This is a genomic window from Dermacoccus sp. PE3 (assembly GCF_001021715.1).
Lineage (GTDB): Bacteria > Actinomycetota > Actinomycetes > Actinomycetales > Dermatophilaceae > Dermacoccus > Dermacoccus abyssi.
The window spans coordinates 237,580-251,977 of the sequence record NZ_LDCM01000002.1; the positions used below are offsets into that span (position 1 = coordinate 237,580).

At 66.5% G+C, this 14,398-nt stretch carries 12 protein-coding genes; 6 read left to right on the top strand and 6 right to left on the bottom strand.

The genetic code is table 11. The annotated features are described in order from the left end of the window. Positions 1-154 precede the first annotated feature (154 nt). The 5 genes from AA983_RS06540 (at position 155) to AA983_RS06560 (ending at position 7,901) form a co-directional block, all read left to right on the top strand. On the top strand, positions 155-577 hold the full coding sequence (locus AA983_RS06540; protein WP_047311446.1) for a TraR/DksA family transcriptional regulator: 423 nt from the start codon (positions 155-157) through the stop codon (positions 575-577). Then, entirely contained in the window at positions 550-1,149 is a 600-nt protein-coding gene (gene lspA, locus AA983_RS06545) for a signal peptidase II (RefSeq protein ID WP_197078978.1), read from the top strand. The genes AA983_RS06540 and lspA overlap by 28 nt, the downstream gene beginning before the upstream one ends. Beyond that, positions 1,146-2,075, top strand: coding sequence for an RluA family pseudouridine synthase (locus AA983_RS06550; protein ID WP_047311447.1), 930 nt, complete (start codon positions 1,146-1,148; stop codon positions 2,073-2,075). Before lspA ends, AA983_RS06550 begins: the two co-directional genes overlap by 4 nt. A gap of 127 nt (positions 2,076-2,202) precedes the next feature. Further along, the gene (gene dnaE, locus AA983_RS06555; protein WP_047311448.1) at positions 2,203-5,751 is read left to right on the top strand and encodes a DNA polymerase III subunit alpha; all 3,549 of its coding nucleotides are present in this window, start codon (positions 2,203-2,205) and stop codon (positions 5,749-5,751) included. A gap of 23 nt (positions 5,752-5,774) precedes the next feature. After that, positions 5,775-7,901: a S9 family peptidase gene (locus AA983_RS06560; RefSeq protein ID WP_047311449.1), complete on the top strand. Its 2,127-nt coding sequence runs from the start codon at positions 5,775-5,777 to the stop codon at positions 7,899-7,901. Between the two features lie 9 nt (positions 7,902-7,910). Here the strand turns inward: AA983_RS06560 and AA983_RS06565 are convergent, their stop codons facing one another. The 4 genes from AA983_RS06565 to glnA form a co-directional block, all read right to left on the bottom strand. Beyond that, positions 7,911-8,714, bottom strand: coding sequence for an alpha/beta hydrolase (locus tag AA983_RS06565; protein ID WP_047311450.1), 804 nt, complete (start codon positions 8,712-8,714; stop codon positions 7,911-7,913). Then, complete coding sequence (locus AA983_RS06570) at positions 8,711-9,184, bottom strand: SRPBCC family protein (RefSeq protein ID WP_047311690.1); 474 nt, start codon at positions 9,182-9,184, stop codon at positions 8,711-8,713. Before AA983_RS06570 ends, AA983_RS06565 begins: the two co-directional genes overlap by 4 nt. A gap of 44 nt (positions 9,185-9,228) precedes the next feature. Further along, a complete protein-coding gene (locus AA983_RS06575; protein ID WP_231579553.1) occupies positions 9,229-10,062 on the bottom strand; it encodes an alpha/beta fold hydrolase in 834 nt (277 codons plus the stop codon). Between the two features lie 269 nt (positions 10,063-10,331). Beyond that, positions 10,332-11,756: a type I glutamate--ammonia ligase gene (gene glnA, locus AA983_RS06580; RefSeq protein ID WP_047311452.1), complete on the bottom strand. Its 1,425-nt coding sequence runs from the start codon at positions 11,754-11,756 to the stop codon at positions 10,332-10,334. A gap of 251 nt (positions 11,757-12,007) precedes the next feature. On the opposite strand from glnA, the gene AA983_RS06585 reads away from it, so the two are divergent. Continuing rightward, a complete protein-coding gene (locus AA983_RS06585) occupies positions 12,008-12,424 on the top strand; it encodes an RDD family protein (RefSeq protein ID WP_052946949.1) in 417 nt (138 codons plus the stop codon). A 78-nt stretch (positions 12,425-12,502) separates the two neighbouring features. Here AA983_RS06585 and AA983_RS06590 read toward each other — a convergent pair whose 3' ends face one another. Then, the gene (locus AA983_RS06590) at positions 12,503-13,279 is read right to left on the bottom strand and encodes a DUF4191 domain-containing protein (protein ID WP_047311454.1); all 777 of its coding nucleotides are present in this window, start codon (positions 13,277-13,279) and stop codon (positions 12,503-12,505) included. 5 nt (positions 13,280-13,284) lie between these two features. Further along, positions 13,285-14,310 carry a lipoyl synthase gene (lipA, locus tag AA983_RS06595; protein WP_047311455.1) on the bottom strand — a complete coding sequence of 342 codons (1,026 nt, stop codon included), beginning with the start codon at positions 14,308-14,310 and terminating at the stop codon, positions 13,285-13,287. Positions 14,311-14,398: the final 88 nt, after the last annotated feature.

The window sequence follows — 14,398 nt, forward strand, 5'->3', positions numbered from 1 at the left end:
GTTCCCCACGCCGGGGTGGATTACTTGTCGGTTAGGCGAATTCGTCGGCGGATCACGCACGAAGCCTCAACTTGTGCCCTATCCTCTGACCTTAATCAGGCTCGCTCGGAGCATCGTGCGCCGGGCGAGCCACCACCAAGGGGAAGAGAAGACGATGGCAACCAAGGACGCTGCGGCTTCGGCGCAGGATCTGGCCGTGAAGGCCGAGGAAGAGCCCTGGACCGACGCTGAGCTGGCCGAGGTGCGCGAGGAACTCGAGGCTGAGGTCGCGCGCGTGCGAGCCGAACTCGAGAGCCTGGCCAGCGACCTCGAGGGGCTGCTGCGCAACCCGGGTGACGGCGCCGGCGATGACGAGGCCGACGTGGGTAACGCGAACTTCGAGCGCGAGCACGAAATCTCGCTGGCCCGCAAGTCCGCCGAGGTGCTCGAACAGAACGAGAAGGCCCTGGCCCGCATCGACGACGGCACCTACGGCGTGTGCGAATCGTGCGGCGGCGCGATCGGCAAACTTCGACTTCAAGCCTTCCCGCGTGCGACCCTATGCCTGTCATGCAAGCAGAAGCAGGAGCGTCGCTGAGTTCCGCGACCACACCCGACCACCCTCGAACGCCCCGCGGGGCGTCGACGAGGCACCTCGCCGTCCTCGGCCTGGCGGCAGCCACGGCCTACGGCATCGACCAGGCGACGAAGGCGTGGGCGCTCGACGCCCTGGCCGACGGGCACCCGCGTGAAGTGATCGGGTCGTTCCTGCGATTCCAGCTCACGCACAACCCGGGGGCTGCCTTCAGCCTCGGCACGAACTCGACGATCTTCATCACCGCGATCGCGGTAGCCGTCGTCATCGCGGTGCTCGTCACGGCGCGCAAGCTGCGCAGCACGGGCTGGGCTCTCGCGTTCGGTCTCATCGTCGGGGGAGCGGTGGGCAACCTCACCGACCGCTTCTTCCGTCCGCCGGGCGGCGGCAAGGGGTACGTCGTCGACTTCCTCCAGCTGCCGAACTGGCCGATCTTCAACGTGGCCGACATCGCGATCTCCACGGCTGCGGCCCTCGTCGTCGTGCTGACGTTCCGCGGCGTCGGCCTGGACGGCATCCGTGACCGTGATCGAGAGAGCGAAACCGAGAACGACGGGAACGAGGACGCAGCATGAGCGAGGTCAAGGCACTTCCGGTCCCCGAGGGTCTCGAGGGTGAACGCGTCGATGCGGCCATCGCCCGGCTGCTCGGGTTCTCGCGGACTCGGGCGGCGGAGCTGGCTGCCGAGGGCGCCGTGAGCGTCGACGGCAAGGTCGTCGCCAAGTCCGAGCGTGTGAGCGCCGGCTCCTGGCTCGAGGTGACGATGCCCGAGCGCACCGGCCCTCGCGAGGCCAAGCCCCGCGTCGAGGCGATCCCCGGTATGCGCATCGTCCACGACGACTCTGAGATCGTCGTCGTCGACAAGCCTGCGGGCGTCGCAGCCCACCCGAGCGTCGGTTGGGACGGCCCCGACGTCGTGGGCGGTCTCGCCGCCGCCGGTTACCGCATCTCGACGTCCGGTGCGCCCGAGCGTCAGGGCATCGTCCAGCGCCTCGACGTGGGCACGAGCGGCCTCATGGTCGTGGCCAAGAGTGAGCGCGCCTACACGCTGCTCAAGCAGGCGTTCCGCGACCGCACGGTCGACAAGACCTACCACACCCTCGTTCAGGGGCTCCCGGACCCGATCGAGGGCACGATCAGCGCGCCGATCGGGCGTCACCCCGGCCACGACTACAAGTTTGCCGTGATGAACTCCGGCCGAGCTTCGGTCACCCACTACGAGCTTCTCGAGGCCTTCCGCTCGGCGTCGCTGCTCGAGGTTCACCTCGAGACGGGGCGCACGCACCAGATTCGCGTGCACTTCTCCGCGATGCACCACCCGTGCGTCGGCGACCCGCTGTACGGCAGCGACCCCAAGCTCGCCAAGACCCTGCGTCTGGACCGCCAGTGGCTGCACGCCGTCGAGCTCGGTTTCGAGCACCCAGGCAGCGGTGAGCACGTGACGTTCACCTCGCCGTACCCCGAGGATCTGGCGCGCGCGCTCGACCTCATCAGGGGCTGAACAACACACTTGCCCGTGTTCGCGGGGGTCGCCACGAGGGTCGTGCGCTCGTGGTCGATCCGCCGTGAGCGAACGCGGCGCTCAGCGCACAGGCGGTTGTCGGTGGCCGGTCGTAGACTCATCCCCGATGTCCAGTCAGTCGCGCAGCTTCGTCCACCTGCACAACCACACCGAGTACTCGATGCTCGACGGTGCAGCCCGTATCGATGACATGTTCGCCCGTGCCCAGGAGTTCGGCATGCCGGCGATCGCCACCACCGACCACGGGTACCTCTTCGGTGCCTACGAGTTCTGGTCGAAGTCGCGCAAGTACGACGTGAAGCCCATCATCGGGCTCGAGGCCTACCTCACGCCGGGTACGCACCGCACCGACCGCACGCGTACGACCTGGGGCGAGCGCGGCCAGGAGGCCGACGACGTCTCGAACCGTGGTCTCTACACGCACATGACGTTGCTGGCGAAGAACAACGACGGCATGCACAACCTGTTCCGCATGGGTTCGCAGGCCTCACTCGATCAGGTCTACTCGAAGTACCCGCGCCTCGACCGTGAGTTGCTGCAGCAGTACGGCAAGGGTCTCATCGGCACGACGGGCTGCCCCTCGGGCGAGATCCAGACCCGCCTGCGCCTCGGGCAGTACGACAAGGCCGTCGAGGCGGCCGCCGAGTTCCGTGACATCTTCGGCGAGGGCAACTTCTACTGCGAGCTCATGGAGCACGACCTCGACGTCGACATCGAACGTCGGGTGCGCAGCGACCTGCTCAAGCTGGCGAAGGACCTGGGCCTACCGCTGCTCGCGACGAACGACCTGCACTACACGAACAAGGAGGACGCGGTTCACCACGATGCGCTGCTGTGCATCAACTCCGGTTCGCGTCTGACCGACCCCAACCGCTTCAAGTTCGGCTCGCACGAGTTCTACCTCAAGTCGGCCGACGAGATGCGTCACCTCTTCCGCGACCACCCGGACGCGTGCGACAACACGCTGCTCATCGCCGAGCAGTGCGAAGTCTCCTTCACCGAGGGCGAAGGCCGCTACATGCCGCGCTTCCCGTGCCCCGAGGGGGAGGACGAGACGTCGTGGTTCATCAAGGAGGTCGAGAGCGGCCTCAAGCGGCGCTTCCCCGAAGGGGTGCCGGACTACGCGATCAAGCAGGCTCGCTACGAGCAGGACGTCATCGTCGGCAAGGGCTACCCGGGCTACTTCCTCGTCGTCGCCGACTTCATCAACTGGGCCAAGGACAACGGCATCCGCGTGGGGCCGGGGCGTGGTTCGGGTGCAGGTTCGATGTGCGCCTACGCCATGGGCATCACCGACCTCGACCCGATCCCGCACGGTCTGATCTTCGAGCGCTTCCTCAACCCCGAGCGAAAGTCGATGCCCGACTTCGACGTCGACTTCGACGAGCGCCGGCGCTCCGAGGTGATCCGTTACGTCGTCGACAAGTACGGAGACGACCGCGTCTCGTACATCGTCACGTACGGCACGATCAAGGCGAAGCAGGCCGTCAAGGACGCCTCGCGCGTCATGGACTTCCCGTTCACCGTCGGTGAGCAGATGACGAAGGCGATGCCCGCCGACGTCATGGGTAAGGGCGTGCCGCTCGCGAAGATGTACGACACCGAGCACGCGCGCTACGCCGAGGGCGGCGAGTTCCGCGCGCTCATCGAGTCCGACCCGATGTTCAAGAACATCTTCGACGCCGGTGTCGGCCTCGAAGGGCTGAAGCGTCAGTGGGGCGTGCACGCGGCCGGCGTCATCATGTCGAGCGAGCCGCTCATGGACGTCATCCCGATCATGCGGCGCCTTCAGGACGGGGCCGTCATCACGCAGTTCGACTACCCGAGCTGCGAGACGCTCGGCCTGGTCAAGATGGACTTCCTCGGTCTGCGAAACCTCACGATCCTCGACGACGCCCTCAAGAACATCCAGGCCAACCGCGACGAGGAGGTCGACCTCGACGCGCTGAGCAAGGACATGACGGACGCGCGCACGTACGACCTGTTGGCGCGGGGTGACACGCTCGGTGTCTTCCAGCTCGACGGCGGCGGCATGCGCCAGCTGCTGCGTCTCATGCAGCCGGACAACTTCGAAGACATCTCCGCTGCTCTCGCGCTCTATCGTCCGGGCCCGATGGGCGCCAATGCCCACACCAACTTCGCGCTGCGCAAAAACGGGCGCCAGCCGATCGACTACATCCACCCCGAGCTGACGGACGCCCTCGAGCCGATCCTCAACATGACCTACGGCCTGATCATCTATCAGGAGCAGGTCATGGAGATCGCCCAGAAGCTGGCCGGTTACACCCTCGGCAACGCCGACCTGCTGCGTCGAGCCATGGGTAAGAAGAAGAAGGAAGTGCTCGACGCCGAGTACGTCAACTTCGAGAAGGGCATGCTCGACAACGGCTTCTCCGTGGAGTCGGTGCAGACGCTGTGGAGCATCCTCCTGCCGTTCTCCGACTACGCGTTCAACAAGGCGCACACGGCCGCCTACGGGCTCGTGTCGTACTGGACCGGCTACCTCAAGGCCAACTACCCGGCCGAGTACATGGCCGCGCTCCTGACGAGCGTGCGCGACGACAAGGACAAGTCGGCGCTGTACCTCAACGAGTGCCGACACATGGGCATCAAGGTGCTGCCGCCCGACGTCAACGAGTCGATCGGTAACTTCGCCGCTGTGGGTGAGGACATCCGCTTCGGTCTCGAGGCGATCCGTAACGTCGGTTCGAACGTCGTCTCCGCCATCGTCGCGACGCGTGAGGAGAAGGGACGCTTCACCTCCTTCGAGGACTTCTTGCGCAAGTGCCCGGCGACGGTCCTCAACAAGCGCACCGTCGAGTCGCTCGTCAAGGCCGGCGCCTTCGACGACCTCGGCCACCCGCGTCAGGGCCTCGTGCAGATTCACGAGTCGTACGTCGACGCCCTCATCGAGGAGAAGCGCAAGGAGGAACACGGCCAGGATTCGCTGTTCGCCGGCTTCGGTGACGACGCGCCGGGCATCGAGTTCGCGGCCCTACCGCAGATTCCGCCGATCGAGTGGGACAAGCAGACGAAGCTCGCGTTCGAGCGCGAGATGCTCGGCCTGTACGTCTCCGACCACCCGTTGTTCGGCATCGAGGCTGCGCTGTCACAGTTCTCGGACACGTCCGTCGCAAAGCTCCTCGGTGAGGACTCGCTGCCCGACGGGGCCATGGTGACGATTGCCGGTCTCATCACGGGTCTGCAGGTCAAGCGCACGAAGAAGGGCGACCTGTGGGCCATCGCCACGGTCGAGGACATGGACGGAGCCATCGAGTGCCTGTTCTTCCCCTCGACCTATGCCACGGTCTCCACGATGCTCAGTCAGGACGTCGTGTGCGCCGTCAAGGGCCGCGTCAACCGTCGTGACGAGTCGGTCGCGCTCAACGCGATGGAACTCACGCTGCCGGAGCTCACGGACGGCCCACGCGGCCCGGTGACCCTCCACTTGCCCTATGCCCGCGCCACGCAGGGCCTCGCCGAGCGGCTCAAGGAGGTACTCGGCGAGCACCCCGGCATCACAGAGGTGCATCTGCGCCTCACCCGGCCGGGTCGCACGCTCACGGTCAAGCTCGACGACAGTCTGCGCGTCAACGCGACTCCGGCCCTGTTCGGCGACCTCAAGGCGCTGCTGGGCCCCGCCTGCCTCGGCTGAGCCGACGACGAAGAGAAGGAAACATGACGACGAACGGCCCCAGCGCACCCCAGGCGAAGCGGGTGCCGCACGAGCGCATCCACCACGGCGACGTCTTCGTCGACGACTACGAGTGGTTGCGCGACAAGTCCGACCCCGAGGTCATCGCGCACCTCAACGCGGAGAACGGCTACACCGACGCCGTCCTTGCGCCACAGCAGGAGTTGCGCGACCGGATCTTCGCCGAGATCAAGGGGCGTACCAAGGAGACGGATCTGTCGATCCCGGTGCGTGACAAGGACTGGTGGTACTACGCCCGCACGGTGGAGGGCCAGCAGTACGGCATCAGTTGCCGAGCACCGTACCGCGAAGGCGACAGCCGTCCTGTGCCGACGCCCGAGGCGTCGCTTCCGGGTGAGCAGGTGCTCCTCGACGGCAACGTCGAAGCGGAGGGCAAGGACTTCTACTCGGTCGGTGGCCTGGCTCTCAGCCCCGACCAGAACCGTCTCGCGGCGCTCATGGACTTCGAGGGCGACGAGCGCTACAAGATCAGCGTGCGCACGATCCCCACGGGTGAGGTTCTCGAGGAGAGCGTCACCGGGGTCGGCTACGGCCTCGTCTGGGCCGCCGACGGTGAGTCGTACTACTACACGCGCGTCGACGAGGCGTGGCGGCCCTTCCAGGTGTGGCACCACGTCGTCGGTGAGGACCCGAGCGCGGACACGCTCCTGTTCACCGAGGAGGACGCCTCGTACTGGCTCGGCATCGGGGGAACGCACGACGACCGGTGGCTCGTCCTGTCGCTCGGTTCGAAGGACACCGCGGAATTCCACCTGCTCGACCTGCAGGACGTCGAGGCAGGTCTGCGCGTCGTTCAGCCGCGCACTCCGGGGCTCGACTACGACATCGAGATCGACGGTCAGCGCCTCTACATCGTGCACAATCGCGACCGCGTCGACTACGACGTCTCCTGGGCGCCCCTCGCGACGCCGGGAATCGAGCACTGGCAGCTCCTCCTCGAAGGAGGAGAGGGCGAGCGCCTCATGGGCGTCTCCGCGTTCCGCGACTTCGTGCTCGTCGGGCTGCGTTCCGGTGGCCTCGCCACGGTCAAGCTGCTGCCCAAGGAGGGCGACGGTTTCGGCGTCCTACGTGACCTGCCGTTCTCCGGCGAGCTGATGTCCGTGGGCGTCGGCGCCAACCCCACCTACGAGGCGACGACGCTCATGGTGGCCACCGAGTCGTTCGTCGAGCCGCGCTCGGTCTACGACTGGGACACGACGACCGACGAGGTCACGCTGCTCAAGCGCCGTGAGGTGCTCGGTGGCCACGAGCCGTCCGACTATCAGCAGCACCGTCTGTGGGCCACGGCCCCGGACGGGGCGCAGGTGCCGATCTCGCTCGTGGCGCACAAGGACGTCGCGGCCGACGGCACCAACCCTGTACTCCTCTACGGCTACGGCTCCTACGAGTCGTCGATCGATCCGTACTTCTCGGTGCTACGTCTCAGCCTCCTGCAGCGTGGTGTCGTCTTCGCCATCGCCCACGTGCGTGGCGGTGGTGAGATGGGCCGTTCCTGGTACCTCGACGGCCGGTTGGAGCACAAGAAGAACACGTTCGATGACTTCGTCGCGTGTGGGCGTCACCTCGTCGACACGGGTTGGGCTTCGCCGGATCGCCTCGCTGCAGAGGGGGGTTCCGCCGGTGGTCTGCTCATCGGCGCGGTGATCAACGAGGCGCCGGATCTGTTCTGCGCGGTCGTCACGCAGGTGCCGTTCGTCGATGCCCTGACGACGACGCTCGATCCGTCGATGCCGTTGACGCAGGGGGAGTGGGAGGAGTGGGGCAACCCGCTCGCCGACGCCGAGGTGTACGCGTACATGAAGTCCTACGCGCCGTACGAGAACGTGCGTGCCGAGCGCTACCCGGCCGTGCTCGCCACGACGAGCCTCAACGACACGCGCGTGTTCTTCGTCGAACCGGCCAAGTGGGTGCAGCAGCTGCGTCGCACCGTGACGAGTGACCAGAGCGAGCGTCCGATCCTGCTCAAGACGGAGATGGTGGCCGGCCACGGCGGTGTGAGCGGCCGGTACGAGTCGTGGAAGGAAGCCGCGTTCGAAACGGCCTACCTGCTCGATCGCCTCGGCGCGACGCAGATCGTGTACGGCGGCTGACGCGGGGCGTCAGCTCGCCGGAAGGCGGAAGAACACGCGGGCTTCGTCCGCGATGCGCTCGACGAGGTGGCTCTCGCTCACGAGACCGTGACCCACGGCCTCGAACTCGAGGAGCCGGGACGGCACGCGGGCTCGCGTGCAGGCGGCGTGCAAGGTTCTGGCTTCGGGAGCGAGGCTGTCGTCCGTGCCGACCGCGACGAGGGTGCGTGGCAACCGACGAGCGTCCTGGTCGAGGCGAAGCCCGGCGTGTTCGTCGCCCAGCCATTGGGCGAACGCGTGGCTCATGAGGCCGGAGTCGGGTCCGGCCGGCGCGTTCGGAGCGAGCGAGCCGAGCGTGAGGTCGAGGTTGGGGTTGGTGAGCAGCAGACCGTCGACGCACTCGGGCCATTCCTCACCGGCCCGCGCTGTGGCGACAGCGAGTGCGCCACCGGCCGAATCGCCCGCCAGAACGCTCACACCGGTGTTCTCTTCCCTCATTACCGCCTGCACGGCCGCGATGGCGTGAGCAAACGTGTTCTCGGGGGCGAGGGGGTAATCGATGGCGATGACCCCGTGGGCCAACCGCATCGCGAGCAGGCGGCAGTACCCGTCCTGGAGCTCGACGTCCCCGAAGAGGCCGTAGCCGCCGTGGAGGAAGAAGAACGTCGTCGCGGAGGCGTGGATGGTACTGGGCAGGTAGCGACGAACCCGGACGCCGGCGACCGAGTCGTCCGCGATCTGCCCGTCGAAGGCTTGCCCCACCCGTTGTGCGGCCCGCGCCCGCGCTCGGCGACGCAGTTCGCCGATGTCGTACAGGCGCGCACCGTCGTTCATGCGCTCGGATCGGCCTTCGACGTTTCGACACTCGCCTTGATGCGCTTGAGCGTGGCGTTCATTCCGGCGGCGAGGTTGGCCTCGAAGTCGGCTTCGCCACCGAGCACCTTGTCGATGAGGACGCGCGAGATCTGGGTGGTGCCGCGAGTGGGAACGTCACGTCGCTCGACGAGGCGGGTGCGCTCACCCTCGGGAACGAGCGTTAAGCTCCACTCCGTGTTGTTGTCGAGCACGCGGAAGGCGACACGCTGCTGGTGGCTGAAGTCGGTGACCTTGGACCGAGTGGGCCACCACAGCTTGCCGTCACGGTTGACGTTGAGCATGAAGGTACCCTGACGAATCGGTCCGCGCGCGATGACCTTGCGGCACTGGGGCGACCACTGCGGCATCCGGCGTAGGTCGCTGACGACCTCCCAGACACACTCCACAGGAGCATCGATGATCACATCGGATTCAAGATTCTCAGCCATGAGGCCACCGTAGCGCGACGCCAAGAACGCTCGCCTCGGATCGGTTACCGCGGGCTAGTAGGAGTTCCTTCGGCTCGGCGCAAGATGACGTCGGCAACCGCTGCCGGGCACTGGCTCGGGAGCCAGTGATTCGCCCCTTCGAGGACGACGAGCTCGTACGGTGCCTCGACGTGGTTGCCGCAGGCTCGAACGCCCGCCTCGTCGATGAAATCGTCGCCGGTGCTCCACACCATCGTCGTGGGAACCCGGACCGCTGGGCAGCTCTGACTGGAGAAAGGCAATCCGCGGTACCACCCGAGACCGCCGGGCAACGCGCCGTCATCGACGATCTCGGTGCGGAAGCGGGCAACCTCGTCGGGCGTCATGCCACCCGCGCGCATCGCCCGGTCCATGACGCCTCCCGCCCGACGTGCGAGGAGCTCGGGGACCTTCGGGAGCTGGAAGGCTCCCATGTACCAGGAGCGCGCGAGCTGACGCCCGCGCATGGCGCGCAGGAACGCTTCGGGGTGGGGGACGGAGATCGCCGTGAGGGTGCGGATCCTGTCGGGATGGTGCGCGGTCACCGTCCAGGCCACCGCGGAGCCCCAGTCGTGACCGACGAGGTGGACGGGTGCGTCGAGCGTGTCGATGAGCGCCACGACATCCTGGGCGAGCCGCGGCATCGCGTAGTCACGACGCCGCCGCGGGCGAGCGCCGGGGGAGTAGCCACGCTGATCCGGAGCAATCGTCCGATAGCCGGCCTCGTTGAGGCGCGCCGTCACTCCTCGCCACGACGACGCCCGCTCGGGAAATCCGTGAAGCAGCACGACGATCTCGCCGTCCAGCGGCCCCTCGTCGACGACGTCGAACGTCAGAGCGTCGTTAAGGAAACTCGTCACCCGAGAAGAAGACATGGAGCCCAGACTGGCACGGCTCCGAGCCGTCTTGGGCGGGTTCTGTAGACGTTGCGCGGCGTATGTGACGCCGAACGTCTACAGAATGGGGGGCGGCTGCGGGGCATAGGTGGGTTTGCTTGCTGTGGAAAGGTCGACACAGATGACGATGTTTTTTACGACATCTGACCCCGCTCGACTACGGCCGGAGGCCCCGGCGCGGCGCTCGCATTCGCTCGCACCGCATCGGGGCCTCCAACCTTCGTCTCCCAGGATCAGATGTCGTAGTACATCTCGAACTCGTGCGGGTGCGGACGGAACCGGATCGGGTCGACCTCGTTGAGGCGCTTGTACTCGATCCACGTCTGGATGAGGTCCTCCGTGAACACGTCGCCCTCGAGCAGGTACTCGTGGTCGGCCTCGAGCGCGTCGAGAACGGCCGGCAGCGACGCCGGAACCTGCTCGATGGCGTCGTGCTCCTCGGGCGGAAGCTCGTAGAGGTCCTTGTCCACCGGCTCCGGCGGCTCGATGCGGTTCTTGATGCCGTCCAGGCCCGCCATGAGCTGCGCCGCGAAGCACAGGTACGGGTTCGCCGAAGGGTCCGGCACGCGGAACTCGACACGCTTCGCCTTCGGCGACGTACCCGTGATCGGGATACGCACACACGCCGAACGGTTACGCGCGGAGTACACGAGGTTCACGGGAGCCTCGTAACCCGGCACGAGGCGGTGGTAGGAGTTCATCGACGGGTTCGTGAACGCCAGCAGCGACGGAGCGTGCTTGAGCAGACCACCGATGTACCAGCGGGCGATGTCCGACAGGCCGCCGTAGCCGCGCTCGTCGTAGAACAGCGGCTCGCCGTCCTTCCACAGCGACTGGTGCGTGTGCATACCCGAACCGTTGTCACCGAACAGCGGCTTCGGCATGAACGTCGCCGACTTGCCGTTCGCGAACGCCGTGTTCTTGATGACGTACTTGAACTTCATGACGTCGTCGCCCGACTGCAGAAGCTCGTTGAACTTGTAGTTGATCTCCATCTGGCCGGCGGTGCCGACCTCGTGGTGGCTGCGCTCGACCTCGAGGCCCACCTCGGCCAGACGCAGGCACATCTCGTCACGCAGGTCGGCGTAGTGGTCGACCGGGGGAACGGGGAAGTAGCCACCCTTGTAACGGGTCTTGTACCCGAGGTTGCCACCCTCCTCCTCGCGGCCCGTGTTCCAGGCGGCCTCGATGGAGTCGATGTAGTAGTAGCTGGCGTTCTGCTTCGTCTCGAAACGGATGTCGTCGAAGACGTAGAACTCCGCCTCCGCGCCGAAGAACGCCGTGTCGGCGATGCCCGTCGACTTGAGGTAGGCCTCGGCCTTGGCCGCGATGTTGCGCGGGTCGCGCGAGTACTGCTCGCCCGTGAACGGATCCACGATCGAGAAGTTGATGATGAGCGTCTTTTCCTTGCGGTACGGGTCGACGAACGCCGTCTTGAGGTCCGGCACGAGCTTCATGTCCGACTCGTGGATCGCCTGGAAACCGCGGATGGACGAGCCGTCGAACATCTGGCCCTCTTCGATCGCGTCGGCGTCGAAGCTCTCGGCCGGGATGTTGAAGTGCTGCATGACCCCGGGGAGGTCGCAGAATCGGATGTCGATGAACTTGACATCCTCGTCCTTGATGAATTTCAAGGCCTCGTCAGCGGTCTGGAACATTGATCCTCCTGATCGGATGGGCGAGACCGGTCGGCGTCGCACCGCGTGTTCACCACGACAGTAGTCGGGGGGAGTTTCCCTCTCGTGGCTTCAATGTTTCAGCGGTGTTACACACGTGCCGATCTGTCGAAGTGTCCGGGACGCGTCCCGGACACACGGATTAAACCTATCGGTAGGCACGGCCCTAGGGTTGTAGCAACACAGATCGTGCCTCACAGTGCGAGACGATCATGTCCGGAAAAGGAGAGACGATGACGAGCCCCGAGGCCCACACCGACCCCGCCGCAGGGCGCCCCGTCGAGGGGCCGGGTTCACTGGGACGCTTCCTTCCCCGTATCGGCGCACTGCTCATCGACTGGTTCCTGTGCTCCCTGATCGCGGCGGCATTCCTCGACTACCGCTGGGGCGGCTCCGGCGCCGAGGGGTTCAAGCCGCTTTTCGTCTTCGCGATCGAGAACTTCCTGCTCGTGAGCACCATCGGCATGACGATCGGTCACCGCATCTTCGGGCTCGTCGTCCAGCGTCCGGATGCAACGCCTCCCGGTCTGGTCTCCGGCGCGGTGCGCACCGTCCTGCTGTGCCTCGTCGTACCCGCCGTCGTCACCGACGGTTACGGACGAGGACTGCACGACAAGATCGCGGGAACGCTCATCCTGCGCACTCGCTGACGCGTCGCCGCCTGCTGAACGACGAAGGCTCCTTCCCCGAGCGGGGGAAGGAGCCTTCGTCACGTTCGAATCGAGCGGTCAGCGTCCGCGCATGGCCGCACGGTTGACGCGCGCCTTGTTCGGGTCGACGCCGGCGGGCACCCCCGGCCTGAGTCCGCCGAGGGCACGCAGACGCTTCGTCACCTGGCCGGACTCGTCGTCGGTGAGCACCTTGGGGAGCTTCTGCATGTCCTTCGTCAGACGCTCGACGGGGACGGCCTCGTCGTCCGTGCCGACGCGGATCGTGTGCACCGGAACCTCGGGACCGAGCACGCGGCTCGTGCGCTTGCTCTCCTGAGCGAGGAGGCGGGTTGCGCCGCCCTTGGGGCCCTCGGCCACGAGCACGACGCCCGGCTTGCCGACGGCGCGGTACACCATCGCGGCGCTCGAGAGATCCTTGACCTGACGGCTGCGACCCATGTCGGCGCCGACCGGCTCCTGCTCGACGAACCAACCGCGACGAAGCGACGACATCGCCGCCGCGCTCGCACCCGGCTGACCCGAGATCGACTTGTAGATCGCCGTGTTCGCACGGCGCGCCAGCACCACCATCGCCGCGAGCAGACCGAACAGCAGCCCGAGGATGCCGAAGTAGATCGGGTGGCCGAAACCGAAACCGATCGCGAGGAACACGAGGAAGACGAGGGCGAAAGCCCCCACCATCCACGGGATCAGCGCCGGGTCGTTCGCGCGCGTCGTCTCGAAGACCTGCTTGAACTGCGACGAGCGACCGGGAGCCTTGCTCGCTCCCGCCTCACCGCGACCGCGCCGGAAGCGTGACTTCTTGGGCTCGTTCGAGCCGGAGGATGTTGCCATGCCGATCAGGATACGTCGGAGCGCGTGCGCTCGACCAACGACGCCGCCTCCTGGCGGGCCGGGGACGATGCCGCTTCGGCGAGGTGCTGGAGGTTCTCCGGCAGGGCCTGGCCGCGCTTGGCCATGACCTGTGCGTAGAGGCGTCCGGCGCGGTACGACGAACGCACGAGCGGGCCGGCCATGACGCCGGAGAAACCGATCTCCTCCGCGCGGTCACTCCAGTGGACGAACTCCTCGGGCTTGACCCACCGGTCGATCGGGTGGTGCAGCTTCGAAGGACGCAGGTACTGCGTGATCGTGATGATGTCGCAGCCGGCCTCGTGCAGATCCTGCAGGGCCTGGTCGATCTCGTGCTCCTCCTCACCCATGCCGAGGATGAGGTTCGACTTCGTCACGAGTTCCTGCTCGCGCGCCATCGTCAGCACCTTGAGCGACTTCTCGTAGGTGAAGGCCGGGCGGATGCGGCGGAAGATGCGCGGCACCGTCTCGAGGTTGTGTGCGAACACCTCGGGGCGTGCATCGAAGACCTTGCCGACGAGCTCCGGCACGGCGCCGAAGTCGGGAGGGAGGATCTCGACGCCCGTGTTGGGGTTGAGTTCGTGGATGAGACGCACGGTGTCGCCGTAGAGCTGCGCAGCGCCGTCCTTGAGGTCGTCGCGGGCCACACCGGTGACGGTGGCGTAGCGCAGGCCCATCTCGCGCACCGACTCCGCGACACGGCGCGGCTCGTCGAGGTCGAGGGGACCGGGCTTGCCGGTGGCGATGTCGCAGAAGTCGCAACGACGCGTGCAGGTGTCACCACCGATGAGGAACGTGGCCTCGCGGTCTTCCCAACACTCGAAGATGTTCGGACAGCCGGCTTCCTGGCACACGGTGTGCAGGCCCTCGCCCTTGACGAGCTTCTGGAGCGAGTTGTACTCCGGGCCCATCTTGGCGGTGGTACGGATCCAACTCGGCTTGCGTTCGATGGGGGTCTCGGCGTTGCGCGCCTCGACGCGCAACAGACGACGGCCTTCGGGCGCGACGGTCAAGACACTGACTCCTTGCGGTGGTTTGGCATGGCCTTTCCAACACAACAGCCTACGCCTGCCGGAACTTCCCGAGCGACTTCGAGAGTCG

Bases quoted from the DNA above. Each gene is read 5' to 3' on its own strand.
- AA983_RS06570 (WP_047311690.1), bottom strand. From the start codon at position 9,184: ATGGCTGAGAATCTTGAATCCGATGTGATCATCGATGCTCCTGTGGAG.
- dnaE (WP_047311448.1), top strand. From the start codon at position 2,203: ATGTCCAGTCAGTCGCGCAGCTTCGTCCACCTGCACAACCACACCGAG.
- AA983_RS06585 (WP_052946949.1), top strand. From the start codon at position 12,008: ATGACGAGCCCCGAGGCCCACACCGACCCCGCCGCAGGGCGCCCCGTC.
- AA983_RS06590 (WP_047311454.1), bottom strand. From the start codon at position 13,279: ATGGCAACATCCTCCGGCTCGAACGAGCCCAAGAAGTCACGCTTCCGG.
- AA983_RS06560 (WP_047311449.1), top strand. From the start codon at position 5,775: ATGACGACGAACGGCCCCAGCGCACCCCAGGCGAAGCGGGTGCCGCAC.
- AA983_RS06540 (WP_047311446.1), top strand. From the start codon at position 155: ATGGCAACCAAGGACGCTGCGGCTTCGGCGCAGGATCTGGCCGTGAAG.
- AA983_RS06565 (WP_047311450.1), bottom strand. From the start codon at position 8,714: ATGAACGACGGTGCGCGCCTGTACGACATCGGCGAACTGCGTCGCCGA.
- glnA (WP_047311452.1), bottom strand. From the start codon at position 11,756: ATGTTCCAGACCGCTGACGAGGCCTTGAAATTCATCAAGGACGAGGAT.
- lspA (WP_197078978.1), top strand. From the start codon at position 550: ATGCAAGCAGAAGCAGGAGCGTCGCTGAGTTCCGCGACCACACCCGAC.
- AA983_RS06550 (WP_047311447.1), top strand. From the start codon at position 1,146: ATGAGCGAGGTCAAGGCACTTCCGGTCCCCGAGGGTCTCGAGGGTGAA.